The sequence below is a fragment of the Serratia sp. BNK-23 genome (assembly GCF_047456145.1).
GTDB classification, from domain to species: domain Bacteria; phylum Pseudomonadota; class Gammaproteobacteria; order Enterobacterales; family Enterobacteriaceae; genus Serratia; species Serratia nematodiphila.
Genome location: NZ_CP179900.1, coordinates 2,906,728 through 2,921,596 on the forward strand (window position 1 = coordinate 2,906,728; position 14,869 = coordinate 2,921,596).

The 14,869-nt window shown below is 62.2% G+C and carries 12 protein-coding genes; 3 read left to right on the plus strand and 9 right to left on the minus strand.

Annotated elements, in window-relative coordinates; genetic code table 11:
- Positions 1-50: 50 nt before the first annotated feature.
- Genes lolE through lolC form a run of 3 tightly spaced genes read right to left on the minus strand, consistent with a single transcriptional unit; the run spans position 51 to position 3,197 of the window.
- The gene (lolE, locus tag ACMGF9_RS13790) at positions 51-1,298 is read right to left on the minus strand and encodes a lipoprotein-releasing ABC transporter permease subunit LolE (RefSeq protein ID WP_118892118.1); all 1,248 of its coding nucleotides are present in this window, start codon (positions 1,296-1,298) and stop codon (positions 51-53) included.
- Positions 1,298-2,002 (minus strand): lipoprotein-releasing ABC transporter ATP-binding protein LolD, encoded by a 705-nt coding sequence (gene lolD / locus ACMGF9_RS13795; protein WP_004941120.1) that lies wholly within the window; start codon positions 2,000-2,002, stop codon positions 1,298-1,300. The genes lolE and lolD overlap by 1 nt, the downstream gene beginning before the upstream one ends.
- Positions 1,995-3,197, minus strand: coding sequence for a lipoprotein-releasing ABC transporter permease subunit LolC (lolC, locus tag ACMGF9_RS13800; RefSeq protein ID WP_004941116.1), 1,203 nt, complete (start codon positions 3,195-3,197; stop codon positions 1,995-1,997). Before lolC ends, lolD begins: the two co-directional genes overlap by 8 nt.
- A gap of 309 nt (positions 3,198-3,506) precedes the next feature.
- Here lolC and mfd point away from each other — a divergent pair, with 309 nt between their 5' ends.
- On the plus strand, positions 3,507-6,980 hold the full coding sequence (mfd, locus tag ACMGF9_RS13805) for a transcription-repair coupling factor (protein WP_021504825.1): 3,474 nt from the start codon (positions 3,507-3,509) through the stop codon (positions 6,978-6,980).
- A gap of 32 nt (positions 6,981-7,012) precedes the next feature.
- On the opposite strand, the gene ACMGF9_RS13810 is transcribed toward mfd, so the two are convergent.
- The gene (locus tag ACMGF9_RS13810; RefSeq protein WP_015377579.1) at positions 7,013-8,113 is read right to left on the minus strand and encodes a GGDEF domain-containing protein; all 1,101 of its coding nucleotides are present in this window, start codon (positions 8,111-8,113) and stop codon (positions 7,013-7,015) included.
- A gap of 200 nt (positions 8,114-8,313) precedes the next feature.
- Here ACMGF9_RS13810 and ACMGF9_RS13815 point away from each other — a divergent pair, with 200 nt between their 5' ends.
- Together ACMGF9_RS13815 and dauA are read left to right on the plus strand one after the other, a co-directional pair.
- A complete protein-coding gene (locus ACMGF9_RS13815) occupies positions 8,314-8,799 on the plus strand; it encodes a heme-degrading domain-containing protein (RefSeq protein ID WP_004941092.1) in 486 nt (161 codons plus the stop codon).
- Positions 8,800-9,031: 232 nt separating this feature from the next.
- Positions 9,032-10,720 (plus strand): C4-dicarboxylic acid transporter DauA, encoded by a 1,689-nt coding sequence (dauA, locus tag ACMGF9_RS13820; RefSeq protein ID WP_015377577.1) that lies wholly within the window; start codon positions 9,032-9,034, stop codon positions 10,718-10,720.
- A 46-nt stretch (positions 10,721-10,766) separates the two neighbouring features.
- Here the strand turns inward: dauA and kdsA are convergent, their stop codons facing one another.
- From kdsA to prfA, 5 genes are read right to left on the minus strand one after another with little or no spacing between them, the layout of a single operon-like run.
- Entirely contained in the window at positions 10,767-11,621 is an 855-nt protein-coding gene (gene kdsA / locus ACMGF9_RS13825) for a 3-deoxy-8-phosphooctulonate synthase (RefSeq protein WP_004941087.1), read from the minus strand.
- Positions 11,622-11,679: 58 nt separating this feature from the next.
- The gene (gene sirB1, locus ACMGF9_RS13830) at positions 11,680-12,489 is read right to left on the minus strand and encodes an invasion regulator SirB1 (RefSeq protein ID WP_015377575.1); all 810 of its coding nucleotides are present in this window, start codon (positions 12,487-12,489) and stop codon (positions 11,680-11,682) included.
- Complete coding sequence (locus ACMGF9_RS13835) at positions 12,486-12,887, minus strand: SirB2 family protein (protein ID WP_171455054.1); 402 nt, start codon at positions 12,885-12,887, stop codon at positions 12,486-12,488. The genes sirB1 and ACMGF9_RS13835 overlap by 4 nt, the downstream gene beginning before the upstream one ends.
- Positions 12,888-12,927: 40 nt before the next feature.
- Positions 12,928-13,761, minus strand: a complete 834-nt coding sequence (gene prmC / locus ACMGF9_RS13840; protein ID WP_414160287.1) for a peptide chain release factor N(5)-glutamine methyltransferase — start codon at positions 13,759-13,761, stop codon at positions 12,928-12,930.
- A complete protein-coding gene (prfA, locus tag ACMGF9_RS13845; protein ID WP_015377573.1) occupies positions 13,761-14,846 on the minus strand; it encodes a peptide chain release factor 1 in 1,086 nt (361 codons plus the stop codon). The genes prmC and prfA overlap by 1 nt, the downstream gene beginning before the upstream one ends.
- Positions 14,847-14,869: the final 23 nt, after the last annotated feature.

Below are 14,869 nucleotides of genomic sequence, written 5' to 3' on the forward strand. Positions count from 1 at the left end.
CCATCCCCAGGCTAAAAAAACGGGGCGGCATCGCTGCCTCCCCGTCGGTGTTATTGTCCGCTCAGCACCCGCGCCGGATCGATGCGGCTGGCGCGCCTCGCCGGATACCAACTGGCCAACAGGCTCAGCACGATGGCGGTCGCCAGCACGATCAGCACGTCCAGCCAGTGCAGCTCGGAAGGCAGGAAGTCAATGAAGTAGATATCGCCCGACAGGAAGGAATGACCGACCAGTTTCTCGATGCCCCGGATGATGTTGGTCAGCTGCAGCGAAGCGATCACCCCAATCACCACGCCACTCAGGCTGCCCAGCAGCCCGGCCAACAGCCCGTACCAGATGAAGATGGCGCGAATAAAGCCGTCTTTAGCGCCCAGGGTGCGCAGCACCGCGATGTCGGCGCTTTTATCTTTCACCGCCATCACCAGCGTGGAGACGATGTTGAAGCAGGCCACGCCGATCACCAGCACCATCGCCAGATACATGATGGCGCGGATCATCTGGATGTCGCGGTACATGTAACCGTACTTGCCGATCCAGCTCTTGATGTAGATGTAAGCGTTGGTCACTTCGCCGGCGTCGCGCACCAGCTTGTTGGCGGCGAACACGTCGTTCATCTTGAGAGCGATGCCCGTGACGCTGTCACCCATGTCGAGATACTGCTGCGCGTCGGCCAGCGGCACCAGCGCCAGGCTGTGATCGAGCTGGCCGCTGAGCTGCAAAATGCCGGTCACGTGCAGGCGAATGCGCTTCGGCTGCAGCAGCTTCATTTCCGGGTCGCTGTTGGGGATCATCACCGTGACATAGGCGCCCTGCTTGACGCCCAGCGCGTCGGCCACGCCCTTGCCGAGGATCACCTGCTGCTCGCCGGGCTTGAAGTTGGCCCAGGCTTCGCCCTGCACATACTGCGGCAGCGCGCTCAGCCGGCTCTCCTGCTGCGGATCAACGCCTTTGACTTCCACCGCGCGCAGCTGCGCGCCGTTTTCCATCAGGCCGGTAAAGTTAATGTACGGCGCGGCGGCCAAGATGCCCGGCACCTTTTCCACCCGCTGCAGAATCGACGGCCAGCCGCTGAACGGCTGATTGACCGGCTCAAGCTCGCCGTGCGGCACCACCGCCAGAATGCGGTTCTTCAGCTCACGCTCAAAGCCGTTCATCGCGCTCAGCCCGACGATCAGCACCGCCACCCCCAGCGCAATGCCGATGGTGGAGATGACCGAGATCAGCGACACCATGCCGCCGCGTTTACGGCCGCGGCTGAAACGCAGGGCCGTCAGGAAGGACAGTGAGGCTCCCGCCATTACTCGGCCCCCATCAGGGTCAGCTGCGCCTGCAGGTGGCCGTCGGCCATTTCCAGCTGGCGGCTCAGGCGCTTGGCCAGCTGCAGATCGTGCGTCACCACCAGGAAAGCGGTGCCCTGGCGCACGTTCAGCTCGCCCAGCAGATCGAAGATGCTGTCCGCGGTGCGTTTATCCAGGTTACCGGTCGGTTCGTCCGCCAGCACCAACGCCGGGTTGTTGACCAACGCGCGCGCGATCGCCACGCGCTGACGTTCGCCGCCGGAGAGCTCGGACGGGCGGTGCTTGCTGCGTTTTTCCAGCCCGACCGCCGCCAGCATCTCCCGCGCCTTCTCCTGCGCCTGAGCCGGCTTGGCGCCGCCGATCAAGAGCGGCATGGCGGCGTTTTCCAGCGCGGTGAAGTCCGGCAACAGATGGTGGAACTGATAGATGAAGCCCAGCTGGCGGTTGCGCAGCTCGGCCTTGGCCGCCGAAGACATGGCGTTCAGCGATTCGCCCTTGAAGATCACCTCGCCGGAGGTCGGCGAGTCCAGCCCGCCCAGCAGGTGCAATAGGGTGCTCTTGCCGGAACCCGAGCTGCCGACGATCGCCATCATCTCGCCCTGCTGCATGGCAAAGCTGACGTTGCGCAGCACGTCGGTGTGCAGGTTGCCTTCCTGATAGGTCTTGCACAGGTTGTCACACTGCAGCAAAAGATGGTTACTCATAACGTAAAGCCTCAGCGGGTTGTACGGCGGCAGCGCGCCATGAAGGATAGAGCGTGGACAACAGGGAAACCGCCATCGCCACCACGGCGATGATCGTCACCTGCAGCGGATCGACCGCCACCGGCAGCGAAGCGCCGTCGATCAAGGCGCCGAGGATCGGCATCAGATTGTTCAGATTGGTAGCCAGCAGCACGCCGAGCAGCGTGCCGAGCAGCGAACCGATGATGCCGGCGCTGGCGCCCTGCACCATAAATACCGACATGATCTGGCGGCGAGTCAGCCCCTGAGTCTGCAGAATGGCGACCTCGCCCTGCTTCTCCATCACCAGCAGGCCGAGCGAGGTAATGATGTTAAACGCCGCCACCGCCACGATCAGGCTGAGCAGCAGCCCCATCATGTTCTTCTCCATACGCACCGCCTGGAACAGCTCGCCCTTGCGATCGCGCCAGTCTTTCCAGACGGTGCCCGCCGGCAGCGCCTGCTGGCTGAGGGTATCGACCGTCAGCGGCTGTTGCAGGAACAGACGCCAGCCGGTGATGTTGCCGGCCGGGTAGCGCATCAGGCGCGAAGCATCCTGTTGGTTGACCAGCAGCTGATAGCCGTCCACCTCGCTGTTGGCGTGGAAGGTGCCGATGAGAGTGAACAAACGCTGGCTGGGAATGCGGCCCATCGGCGTGAACTGGCTGGCGCTCGGCACCATCACGCGCAGCGAATCGCCGCGCTTGACGCCAAGTTGCCCCGCCAGCTGTTCGCCGATGATGATGTTGTATTGGCCCGGCTGCAGCTGTTGCTGCTTGACGTTGACCAGATACGGGGTCAGCGGGTCGGCCTCGTCGGGATTCACGCCGAGCATCACCCCTACCGCCACGCTGCGGGCGCTTTGCAGCACCACGTCACCGGTGGTCAGCGGCGCAACGCGCGTGACGCCCTGCAGCTTCTGCACCTCGGAGGCCGGCAGCTGCTGCGGGTTGACCGATCCTTGCGGACTGGTGACCAGCGCCTGCGGCATCAGGCCGAGGATGTTGTTCTCCAGATCCTTTTCGAAACCGTTCATCACCGACAGCACGGTGACCAACGCCATCACCCCCAGCGTAATGCCGATGGTGGAAAGCCAGGATACAAACCGCCCAAAGCGGTCTGAGGCTCGCCCGCGCATGTAGCGCAGGCCAATGAATAACGCGACAGGTTGATACATGAAATCCGTTTGATAGCCGTGGCTTAAGCAAAGTGATCATGGATAATAAAGGCTCTCCCTCGTTTAGGGAACACCCGACGGCCTTTTATTGCGTGGCGCAGACGAGAGCGGTGGCGGCAGATTAGCGCAAGATTTACCCGTCGCTGCAAAAAATCGACGGCGTTAACCGGTTAAATAACCGGCAAAAAAGCGATGGACAGCGCTTTTTGCTGTGTCAGTTTGCCGGCCGCTGGGCTACTATAAACAGCATAAAAGCGCTGGGTTATCCGTGCCGGGACGCCCTCTAACACATTGATTAAAGATACCTGAATGAGCACTTCCGATAGCCGTAACCGTTCTTCATCCCCTCGTTATTCTCTTCCCGATCGCGCGGGCGATCTGCGCCAGCTGGGGCAACTGACCGGCGCGGCCTGCGCCGTGGAGTGCGCCGAGATCGTCGAGCGCCACCCTGGCCCGGTGATGCTGATCGCGCCGGATATGCAAAACGCCCTGCGGCTGCGCGACGAGATCCAGCAGTTCACCGATCAGATGGTGACCACGCTGTCCGACTGGGAAACCCTGCCGTACGACAGCTTCTCGCCGCATCAGGAAATCATCTCGGATCGTTTGTCGAGCCTGTATCACCTGCCTACCATGGCGCGCGGCGTGATCATTCTGCCGGTCAACACCCTGATGCAGCGCGTCTGCCCGCACGAATTCCTGCATGGCCACGCGCTGGTGATGAAGAAAGGCCAGCGCCTGTCGCGCGATAAGCTGCGCGCGCAGCTGGAACAGGCCGGTTACCGCAGCGTCGATCAGGTGATGGAGCACGGCGAATTCGCCACCCGCGGCGCATTGCTCGATCTTTACCCGATGGGCAGCGATGAGCCTTACCGCATCGACTTCTTCGATGACGAAATCGACAGCCTGCGCATCTTCGACGTCGATACCCAGCGCACGCTGAGCGAAGTCGAGGCCATCAATCTGTTGCCGGCCCACGAGTTCCCCACCGACAAGAACGCCATCGAGCTGTTCCGCAGCCAGTGGCGCGAGCAGTTTGAGGTGCGTCGCGACGCCGAGCACATCTATCAGCAGGTCAGCAAAAGCGCCTGGCCCGCCGGTATCGAATACTGGCAGCCGCTGTTCTTCAGCCAGCCGCTGCCGTCGCTGTTCAGCTACCTGCCGGCCAATACGCTGATCGTCAATACCGGCGATCTGGAGGGCGCCGCCGAGCGCTTCTGGCAGGACGTCAACCAGCGTTACGAAAGCCGCCGCGTCGATCCGATGCGCCCGCTGCTGGCGCCGGATACGCTGTGGCTGCGCGTTGACGCGCTGTTCGGCGAGCTGAAAGCCTGGCCGCGCATCGCGCTGAAAACCGATGAGCTGCCGGCCAAGGCCGGCAATACCAATCTGGATTACCATGCCCTGCCCGATCTGGCGGTACAGGCGCAGCATAAATCCCCGCTGGATAATCTGCGGCGCTTTATCGAAGGCTTCGTCGGCAGCGTGATTTTCTCCGTCGAGAGCGAGGGGCGGCGTGAAACGCTGCAGGATCTGCTCGGCCGCATCAAGCTGGCGCCAGCGCTGATCCAGCGTCTCGATCAGGCGGAAACCGCGGGCCGTTACATGATGGTCGGCGCCGCCGAACACGGCTTCCTCGACGGCCTGCGCCAGCGTGCACTGATCTGCGAAAGCGATCTGCTCGGCGAGCGCGTCAGCCGCCGCCGGCAGGACAACCGGCGCACCATCAACACCGATACCCTGATCCGCAACCTGGCGGAGCTGCATCCCGGCCAGCCGGTGGTGCACCTGGAGCACGGCGTTGGCCGCTATGTCGGCCTGACCACGCTGGAAGCCGGCGGCATCAAGGCTGAATACCTGATCCTCTCCTACGCCGGTGAGGACAAGCTGTACGTACCGGTGTCTTCGCTGCATCTGATCAGCCGCTACGCCGGCGGCGCGGATGAAAACGCTCCGTTGCACAAACTGGGCGGCGACGCCTGGACACGCGCGCGGCAAAAAGCGGCCGAACGGGTGCGCGACGTCGCGGCGGAGCTGCTGGATATTTACGCCCAGCGCGCCGCCAAGGCCGGTTTCGCCTTCAAGCATAACCGCGAACAATACCAGCTGTTCTGCCAGACCTTCCCGTTCGAAACCACGCCGGATCAGGAACAGGCGATCAACGCGGTGCTGAGCGACATGTGCCAGCCGCTGGCGATGGACCGCCTGGTGTGCGGCGACGTCGGCTTCGGCAAAACCGAAGTGGCGATGCGCGCCGCCTTCCTGGCGGTGGAAAACGGCAAGCAGGTGGCGGTGCTGGTGCCGACCACCCTGCTGGCGCAGCAGCACTTCGACAACTTCCGCGATCGCTTCGCCACCTGGCCGATCCGCATCGAGATGATGTCGCGCTTCCGCAGCGCCAAAGAGCAGCAGCAGGTGCTGGACGACGCGGCCGATGGCAAAGTGGACATCATCATCGGCACCCACAAACTGCTGCAGAGCGATCTGCGCTGGAAGGATTTGGGGCTGCTGATCGTCGATGAAGAACACCGCTTTGGCGTGCGCCACAAGGAGCGCATCAAAGCGATGCGCGCCGACGTCGATATCCTGACGCTGACCGCCACGCCGATCCCGCGTACGCTGAACATGGCGATGAGCGGCATGCGCGATCTGTCGATCATCGCCACTCCGCCGGCGCGCCGGCTGGCGGTGAAGACCTTCGTGCGCGAATACGACAGTCTGGTGGTGCGCGAGGCGATCCTGCGCGAAGTGCTGCGCGGCGGCCAGGTTTACTACCTCTACAACGACGTGGAAAACATCGAGAAAGCGGCGCAACGCCTGGCTGAGCTGGTGCCGGAGGCGCGCATCGCCATCGGTCACGGTCAGATGCGCGAACGCGATCTGGAACGGGTGATGAACGATTTCCACCACCAGCGCTTCAACGTGCTGGTGTGCACGACCATCATCGAAACCGGCATCGATATCCCCAGCGCCAACACCATCATCATCGAGCGGGCCGATCGCTTCGGCCTGGCGCAGCTGCACCAACTGCGCGGCCGCGTCGGGCGTTCCCACCATCAGGCTTACGCCTATCTGTTGACGCCAAACCCGAAAGCCATGGGCACCGACGCTCATAAACGGCTCGAGGCCATCGCGTCGCTGGAAGATCTCGGTGCCGGTTTCGCGCTGGCGACTCACGATCTGGAGATCCGCGGCGCCGGCGAACTGCTGGGCGAAGACCAGAGCGGCCAGATGACCACCGTCGGCTTCTCGCTCTATATGGAGCTGCTGGAAAGCGCCGTCGACGCGTTGAAAAACGGCCGCGAACCGTCGCTGGAAGATCTCACCAGCAACCAGACCGAGGTAGAGTTGCGCATGCCGGCGCTGCTGCCGGAAGATTTCATTCCCGACGTCAATACCCGCCTGTCACTGTATAAGCGCATCGCCAGCGCGAAGAACGACGGTGAGCTTGACGAGCTGAAGGTCGAGCTGATCGACCGCTTCGGCCAGTTGCCGGATGCGGCGCGCAACCTGTTGCAGTGCGCGGCGCTGCGCCTGCATGCGCAGAAGCTGGGGATCAAACGCATCGAGAGCAACGAGCGCGGCGGCTTTATCGAGTTCGGCGACAATAACCGCGTCGATCCCGGCTATCTGATCGGTCTGCTGCAGGGCAATCCGCAGGTTTACCGCCTGGACGGCCCGAGCAAGCTGAAGTTCACGCTCGATCTGGCCGATCGTCAGAAGCGCCTGACGTTCACCGAAGAGTTGCTGAACGCCTTCCGCGAACACACGCTGGCGGTCTGAGCCAATGCCCCCGCCGTGGCGGCGGGGGCGGCTTATTCGCGCGGGAATCCGGCGCCCAGCGGCGCCAGCTGCATCACGCGGCTGGTCACCACCCGGTTTTTGCCGCTGCGCTTCGCCTCATACAAGGCCTCGTCGGTCATGGCGATCGCCTTGTCCAGCCTCATGCCCGGCAGATACAGCGACACGCCGATCGACAGCGTGATGTGCGCTTCGTCGTGCGCATTCAGCAAGAACGTCGAGCTTTCAACCGCGCTGCGAATGCGCTCCGCCACCCCGCCGATGACCTGCGGATCGTAGCTGGCGGTGATCACCATAAACTCCTCGCCACCGTAGCGCCCGACGAAGTCCTCATTGCGCACGCTGTTTTGCAGCAGCCGGCCGACGCTGGCCAGCAGCACGTCACCGGCCGGATGGCCGTAGGTATCGTTGATGCTTTTGAAGTTATCCAAATCGAGGATCATCAGCCCGCACGGGCGGCGCTCGGCACGCTGCAGCATCAGCTGATAATCGACGCTGGCGCGGTTGTTGATGTGGGTCAGGCTGTCGGTGGTGGCGCGCGCGCGCATCGCGAAATAGGCGTAGATATGGCGCTCTTTGAAATTCAGCGCATGATAGCAAATCGCCAGACAGAGCGCGGAAACCGCCTGGTACAGCAACACATCCGGCCACAGCCCGCTCATGTCCACCAGCAGCCACACCACCGCGATGCGATACAGCGCGATGATGCCGATCGTCAGGTAAAACGTCCGGTGGGATTTTTTCAGCCACACGCGCGACAACAGCAGCGGCGCGACGATCGAGGCGATGAACAGGTTATCGACGGTGAAACCGCCGGTCAGCGTCATGGCGAACAGAAAACTCACCAGCCCGCTGACGCCGCCGCCGAAGAAAGTCACCAATATCATCGGGATCATCGCAAAGCTGTAATGCACCTTATCGGTCAGCTCCAGCCGATCCTGGCTCAAATACAGCACCGCCACCCCGGCCAGCAGGCCGAAAACAACCCGCTTCCACAGTGCGGATTGATAAGAAAAAGGGGCATTCTTGCTGAGAAGGAAATAGCTTATCGACAGCGTGGCGTAGGTGATGCAGGCGTCGCTGTAAAGGGTAGAAATGGACGCAATGTAAGTCATAAATAGTCAGCGCGCTCCTCGGGATCGCCAGGGGGTAATGTGCAGACGTTGAATAACGCATCCCTGTCGTCTCCGCTTCGGCGGCGGCCATTTTACACAGTCTATTAATAGAGTAGCAGTTCTATCTTATCGCCAAGCCGTCTATCTCACGACGCCCGCTTCAGGCTACTCTGTGCGTTGTGTTATCGGGGGAGAACCGCATGAATATCGACGATGAACTGCAAGCGCTCAGCGAACAGGAAGCGACGCTGGCCTTTACCCATTTTGACGCCGCCACCGCCTGGGAACTGGGCGCGGCGCTGAAAACCGCCGCCGAGCGGCGCGGCCTGAGCATCGCCATCGAGATCCAACTGGCCGGGCAGACGCTGTTTTATTACGCCATGCCGGGGGCAACGCCGGACATTGCCGACTGGGTGCGGCGCAAGCGCAATCTGGTGAACCATTTTCACAAAAGCTCTTACGCCATCGGCCTGCGCCTGCAGCAGCGGCAAACGTCGCTGGAGGAGCGTTACGGGCTGAGCGTGCGTGACTATTCGGTGCACGGCGGCGCCTTCCCGCTCACCCTGACCGGCCTCGGCTGCGTCGGCAGCATCAGCATTTCCGGCGCGCCGCAGAAGGAAGATCATCAGCTGCTGGTGAGCACTTTAGCCCATTTTCTCGGCTTATCCCTGCCCGCCCTGCAATAACCGTTAAAACCTTGACTGTCACCTTTCTTTTCAGCCGCAGAATCTGCGGCTGACTTCTCTATTATCGAAATTTAGCGCCGAACAAAAGGGCGACTCTCTGATTTCCTGCGCCAAATTGATACAGGTCTGGTAATCCGCTGAACAAAAGGCGTATGGTATCTGTCACGTGACAAGACGGACCTCATCGGGCCCGCCATTCCTTTCACTTTTGAAGATTTGGTACGCACCGTAGATGAAAACGCATGAAATAAACAAAATTCGCCCCTTCAGCGCGCTGATAGACGCCTGCTGGCGGGAACCTTATAACCTGGCGCGGTTGCTGAAAGACGCTATCGCCGGGGTGACGGTCGGTATTATCGCCATTCCGCTGGCGATGGCGTTGGCGATCGCCAGCGGCGTGCCGCCGCAGTATGGTCTGTATACCGCCGCCATCGCCGGCATCGTCATCGCCGTCAGCGGCGGTTCGCGCTACAGCGTCTCCGGCCCCACCGCCGCCTTCGTGGTGATCCTCTATCCGGTCTCGCAGCAGTTCGGCCTGGCCGGCCTGCTGGTCGCCACGCTGATCTCCGGGGTATTTCTGCTGCTGATGGGGCTCGCGCGCTTTGGCAGGCTGATCGAGTACATTCCGCTGCCGGTGACGCTCGGCTTTACCTCCGGCATCGCCATCACCATCGCCACCATGCAGATCAAGGACTTCTTCGGCCTGCAGCTGACGCACACGCCGGAAAATTACGTCGGCAAGCTGTATGCCCTGCTGCAGGCGCTGCCGACGCTGGATATCGGCGATACCCTGATCGGCGCCGTGACGCTGCTGATTTTGATCTTCTGGCCCAAACTCGGCCTGCGGGTGCCCGGGCACCTGCCGGCGCTGCTGGCGGGCACCGCGTTGATGGGGCTGCTGACGCTGTTTGACCACCCGGTGGCGACCATCGGCTCCCGCTTCAGCTACCTGCTGGCCGATGGCAGCAGCGGCCAGGGCATTCCGCCGATCCTGCCGCAGCTGTTGCTGCCCTGGGATCTGCCGGGCGGCGGCGGGCAACCGTTCACTCTGAGTTGGCAAACCGTTTCCGCCCTGTTGCCGGCGGCGTTTTCGATGGCGATGCTCGGGGCGATCGAATCGCTGCTGTGCGCGGTGGTGCTCGACGGCATGACCGGCAAGAAGCATAACTCGAACAGCGAATTAATCGGCCAGGGTGCGGGCAACATCATCGCGCCGTTCTTCGGCGGCATCACCGCGACCGCTGCGATTGCCCGATCGGCCGCCAACGTGCGCGCCGGCGCCACCTCGCCGGTTTCCGCCATCATCCACGCGCTGCTGGTGCTGTTGGCGCTGCTGGTTCTGGCGCCGTGGCTCTCTTATCTGCCGCTGGCGGCGATGGCGGCGCTGCTGTTGATGGTCGCCTGGAACATGAGCGAGGCGCACAAAGTGATTTACCTGCTGCGCCGGGCGCCGAAGGACGACATTCTGGTGCTGCTGCTGTGCATGTCGCTGACGGTGCTGTTCGACATGGTGATCGCCATTACCGTGGGCATCGTGTTGGCGTCGCTGCTGTTTATGCGTCGCATCGCCCGCATGACGCGGCTGAGCGAGCTGAGCGCCGACGATGGCCGCCTGGTGCTGCGAGTGAATGGCCCGCTGTTCTTCGCCGCCGCCGAGCGCATCTTTAGCGAACTGCTGGCGCGCAGCGAGGATTACCGGACGATCGTGCTGCAGTGGGATGCGGTGCCGGTGCTCGACGCCGGCGGCCTGAGCGCCCTGCGGCGCTTTATCGACGCGCTGCCGGCGGATAAAAAGCTGGTGATCACCGACGTGCCGTTCCAGCCGCTGAAAACCCTGGCGCGCGCGCGGGTGCAGCCGATCGAGGGCCGCTTGCAGTTCTACCCGACGCTGCCGGAAGCGCTGGCGGCCACCGGCGCCTAAACGTAAAAAAGCCCGACGCGTCGGGCTTTTTTTTGGCGATGAGCGCTTAGTTGCTGGTATCCAGCTCCGGGAAGCTCTTCACCAGGTCGTCGATGGCTTTCATCTGCGCCAGGAACGGTTCCAGCTTGTCCAACGGCAGCGCAGACGGCCCGTCGCACTTGGCGTTGTTCGGATCCGGGTGCGCCTCGAGGAACAGCCCTGCCAGGCCAACCGCCATGCCGGCACGCGCCAGCTCGGCCACCTGAGCGCGACGGCCGCCGGACGCGGCGCCGAACGGATCGCGGGTCTGCAGCGCGTGGGTCACATCGAAGATCACCGGATGGCCGCCGGTCACGTTCTTCATCACGTTGATGCCCAGCATGTCGACCACCAGGTTGTCATAGCCAAAGTTGCTGCCGCGATCGCACAGGATCACCTGGTCGTTGCCGCCCTCTTTGAACTTGTCGACGATATTGCCCATCTGCCCCGGGCTGACGAACTGCGGCTTCTTGACGTTGATCACCGCGCCGGTTTTCGCCATCGCTTCCACCAGATCGGTCTGACGCGCCAGGAAGGCCGGCAGCTGGATCACGTCAACCACTTCGGAAACCGGCTGCGCCTGCGCCGCTTCGTGAACGTCGGTGATGATTTTCACGCCGAAGGTTTTCTTCAGCTCTTCGAAGATCTTCATCCCTTCTTCCAGGCCCGGACCGCGGTACGAGTGGATGGAAGAACGGTTGGCTTTGTCGAAAGAGGCTTTGAAAACGTAAGGGATGCCCAGTTTTTGCGTCACGGTGACGTAGTGCTCGCAGATGCTCATCGCCAGATCGCGCGATTCCAGCACGTTCATACCGCCAAACAGCACAAACGGCAGGTCGTTTGCTACGTCGATGTCGCCAATGCTAACCACTTTCTGTTTCATGCTTTCGCCTTTGTTAAGGTTGTAACCGTCGCCTTGCAAACTGCACGGAGTCATTAAATTAATGCAGCGTCACCTGTTTCGGCTCAATCGAATGGATCTGCACTTTGATCACTTCGCTGACCGGGTCTTCAGGGCACTGCTCGACAAAATAGTTGAGATCGGAAATCGCGATATGGTTGCACTCCAGCTGGGCGTAAATCAGCCCGCGGTCGCGGATCTCGTACGGATCTTCCGGATCGAAGCACAACACCGTTTCACTGGTGCGCAGCGCCATTTCCAGCTGCTTTTCTTCCATCAGAGCGGCCTTCAGCGTATCCAGCATCTTGCGCACCACCATGATGTTCTCGGATTCGTCGAGATCGTCGTCTTCCAGCTCGGCGCCCAAGCCCAGGTTGCCCTTGATCCACACTTCCAGCTGGTGTTCGCTCAGGGTTTCGCCGTTCAGCGGGTTGATCAGCCACAGCTCTTCATCCAGCCAATCGGCGCGCAGGATCAGCTGAGTGGGGAAAATCACCGGCAGCAGCGGCAGATCCAGCGCGTTGGCGATGTGCAGGAAGATGGTGCCGAGTGAAACCGGCGTACCCTGCCGCCCCTCCAGCACCTTGTCCAGCCAGATGGCGTCCGACAGGCGGTACACGCCGCTGGCGCCGCCGAATCCCCAGGTCTTGTAGAACAGTTCAATGAGCGCATCCAGTTGCTGCTCCTGAGTGATATCGGCCGGCACCACCGCGCGCGCTTCGTCCACCAGTTGTTGCAGCTTGCGCTCCACGTCGGCAGCCGGGAAATCGCGCCGCACCGACTGCGACACCAGGATCACCCCTTCGCTCAGCGGCGAGGTGTTAAATTCAAAATCAGCAATGCTACTCATAGGTATCCCATCAGAAACGGTATTTTCGTCGTGGCAAGTTTAATTATCAGGTACAGGCAGCCCAACGCCAGCACGAACGCCACGGTTCGCAGCCGCTGACTTTTGGTCTTCTTGCCCAATGCGACGTAGCCAAGCAGGATATAGATAATAACGCCAAACAGCTTCTCGGTCAGCCATGAGTCCATACCCAGCAGCGGATAAAACCCGAACGTCACCACCAGCGCGATGCCGCTGACGAACAGCAGCGTGTCATTCAGGTGCGGCGCTATCTTGACCCAGCGGCGGCCCATGATCGGCGAACGGCGCCACTGCCAAAAGAAACGCAGCACAAACAAGGTAATACTGATGGCGACCGTCAGCAAATGGAAATGTTTCAACGCGGTGTATGCAGTCATGATGCTCCCTTAAATGGCCCGGGCGTCGTTATTATGAGGGCGCTTATCCCGGCCATTGGCCGAGCGTCACGCGGTCGTTGTCGCCGTAATCACGGTGGGTGGCGACAGCGGAAAATCCGGCGGCCTGCAGCAACGCGCGCACGCTCTCACCCTGCTGCCAGCCATGTTCCAACAGCAGCCAGCCCTGCGGCTGCAGATAGTGCGGCGCCTGGCGCACGATGGCGGCCAGATCCGCCAACCCGTGCTCGGCGGCGACCAGCGCGCTACCGGGCTCGAAGCGCACGTCGCCCTGTGACAAATGCGGATCGGCGGCGTCGATATAGGGCGGATTGCTGGCGATCAGCGCGAAACGTTGCCCCGCGACGGGCGCAAACCAGCTGCCCTGTAAAAATCGGACGTTGTCGATCTTCAGCTTGTGCGCATTGTGCTGCGCCAGCGCAACCGCCTCCGGCTGCACATCGACGCCGATAGCCGAACAATCCGGGCGCTCGCTGGCCAGCGCCAGCGCGATGGCGCCGGTGCCGGTGCCGAGATCGAGGAAGTGGCAGGGTTGCGGCGGCAGGCGCGCCAGCGCCAGTTCCACCAGGCATTCGGTATCCGGGCGCGGGATCAGCGTTGCGGGCGAGACCGACAGCGACAGCGACCAAAACTCGCGCTCACCCACCAGATAGGCCACCGGCTCACCGCGTTCGCGGCGCGCCAGCAGCGTCTCCAGCTGCTGTTGCTGCGGCGGCGTCAGCAGGTTTTCCCCGAACGCCATCAGGAAGGTTCTGGCCTTGCCGGTCACGAAACCCAACAGGATTTCCGCGTCACGCCGGGCGCTGTCGCTGTGGGTCAAACGCGCGGCGGCGGCTTTCAGCCAGTGTTGATAATCCATCACTCTTGCTCGGCGGACAGCGCAGCCAGCTGATCGGCCTGATACTCCTGCACGATCGGCTGGATCAGCATGTCCAGTTTGCCTTCCATCACTTCATCCAGGCGGTAAAGCGTCAGGTTGATGCGGTGGTCGGTCACCCGCCCCTGCGGGAAGTTGTAGGTACGGTTGCGATCGGAACGATCGCCGCTACCCAGCAGGTTGCGGCGAGTGGACGCCTCGGCCTGCTGGCGCTTGGCCATCTCGGCGGCGCGAATGCGCGCGCCCAGCACCGACATCGCCTTGGCTTTGTTTTTGTGCTGTGAACGTTCGTCCTGGCACTCCACCACGATGCCGGTCGGCAGGTGGGTGATACGGATCGCCGAATCGGTGGTGTTAACGTGCTGGCCGCCGGCGCCGGAGGAGCGGAAGGTGTCGATTTTCAGATCGCCCGGGTTGATGTCCGGCAATTCGGCCTCCGGCACTTCCGGCATCACCGCCACGGTGCAGGCGGAGGTGTGGATGCGCCCCTGGGATTCGGTTTCCGGCACGCGCTGCACGCGGTGGCCGCCGGATTCAAACTTCAGCTGGCCGTACACGCCGTCGCCGGAAACTTTGGCGATCACTTCTTTGAAGCCGCCGTGCTCGCCTTCGTTGGCGCTCATCACCTCGACGCGCCACCGGCGGCCTTCGGCGTAACGGCTGTACATGCGGAACAGATCGCCGGCGAAGATCGCCGCCTCATCGCCGCCGGTGCCGGCGCGCACTTCGAGGAAACAGCTGCGCTCATCATCCGGATCTTTCGGCAGCAGCAACACCTGCAGCTGCTGTTCCAGCGCTTCGCTGCTCGCCCGCGCTTGTTTCAGCTCTTCCTGCGCCATCTCGCGCATTTCCGGATCGTCCAGCATCATTTCCGCCGTCTCCAGATCCTCCTGCACCTGACGCCATTCCAGGAAGCAGCGGCTGACGTCGGTCAGCTGCGCGTATTCTCGCGACAGCGCGCGGAACCGGTCTTGGTCGGCGATAACGCCGGCATCGCCGAGCAGCGCCTGCACTTCTTCATGGCGCTCTTGTAACGCTTCCAGTTTGGCAACAATAGAAGGCTTCATGCGTGGTAATAAACCCTGTTAAT

Excerpts from the sequence above, each read along its gene's own strand:
- lolE (WP_118892118.1), bottom strand. The coding sequence starts at position 1,298 with ATGGCGGGAGCCTCACTGTCCTTCCTGACGGCCCTGCGTTTCAGCCGC.
- lolD (WP_004941120.1), bottom strand. The coding sequence starts at position 2,002 with ATGAGTAACCATCTTTTGCTGCAGTGTGACAACCTGTGCAAGACCTAT.
- lolC (WP_004941116.1), bottom strand. The coding sequence starts at position 3,197 with ATGTATCAACCTGTCGCGTTATTCATTGGCCTGCGCTACATGCGCGGG.
- mfd (WP_021504825.1), top strand. The coding sequence starts at position 3,507 with ATGAGCACTTCCGATAGCCGTAACCGTTCTTCATCCCCTCGTTATTCT.
- ACMGF9_RS13810 (WP_015377579.1), bottom strand. The coding sequence starts at position 8,113 with ATGACTTACATTGCGTCCATTTCTACCCTTTACAGCGACGCCTGCATC.
- ACMGF9_RS13815 (WP_004941092.1), top strand. The coding sequence starts at position 8,314 with ATGAATATCGACGATGAACTGCAAGCGCTCAGCGAACAGGAAGCGACG.
- dauA (WP_015377577.1), top strand. The coding sequence starts at position 9,032 with ATGAAAACGCATGAAATAAACAAAATTCGCCCCTTCAGCGCGCTGATA.
- kdsA (WP_004941087.1), bottom strand. The coding sequence starts at position 11,621 with ATGAAACAGAAAGTGGTTAGCATTGGCGACATCGACGTAGCAAACGAC.
- sirB1 (WP_015377575.1), bottom strand. The coding sequence starts at position 12,489 with ATGAGTAGCATTGCTGATTTTGAATTTAACACCTCGCCGCTGAGCGAA.
- prmC (WP_414160287.1), bottom strand. The coding sequence starts at position 13,761 with ATGGATTATCAACACTGGCTGAAAGCCGCCGCCGCGCGTTTGACCCAC.
- prfA (WP_015377573.1), bottom strand. The coding sequence starts at position 14,846 with ATGAAGCCTTCTATTGTTGCCAAACTGGAAGCGTTACAAGAGCGCCAT.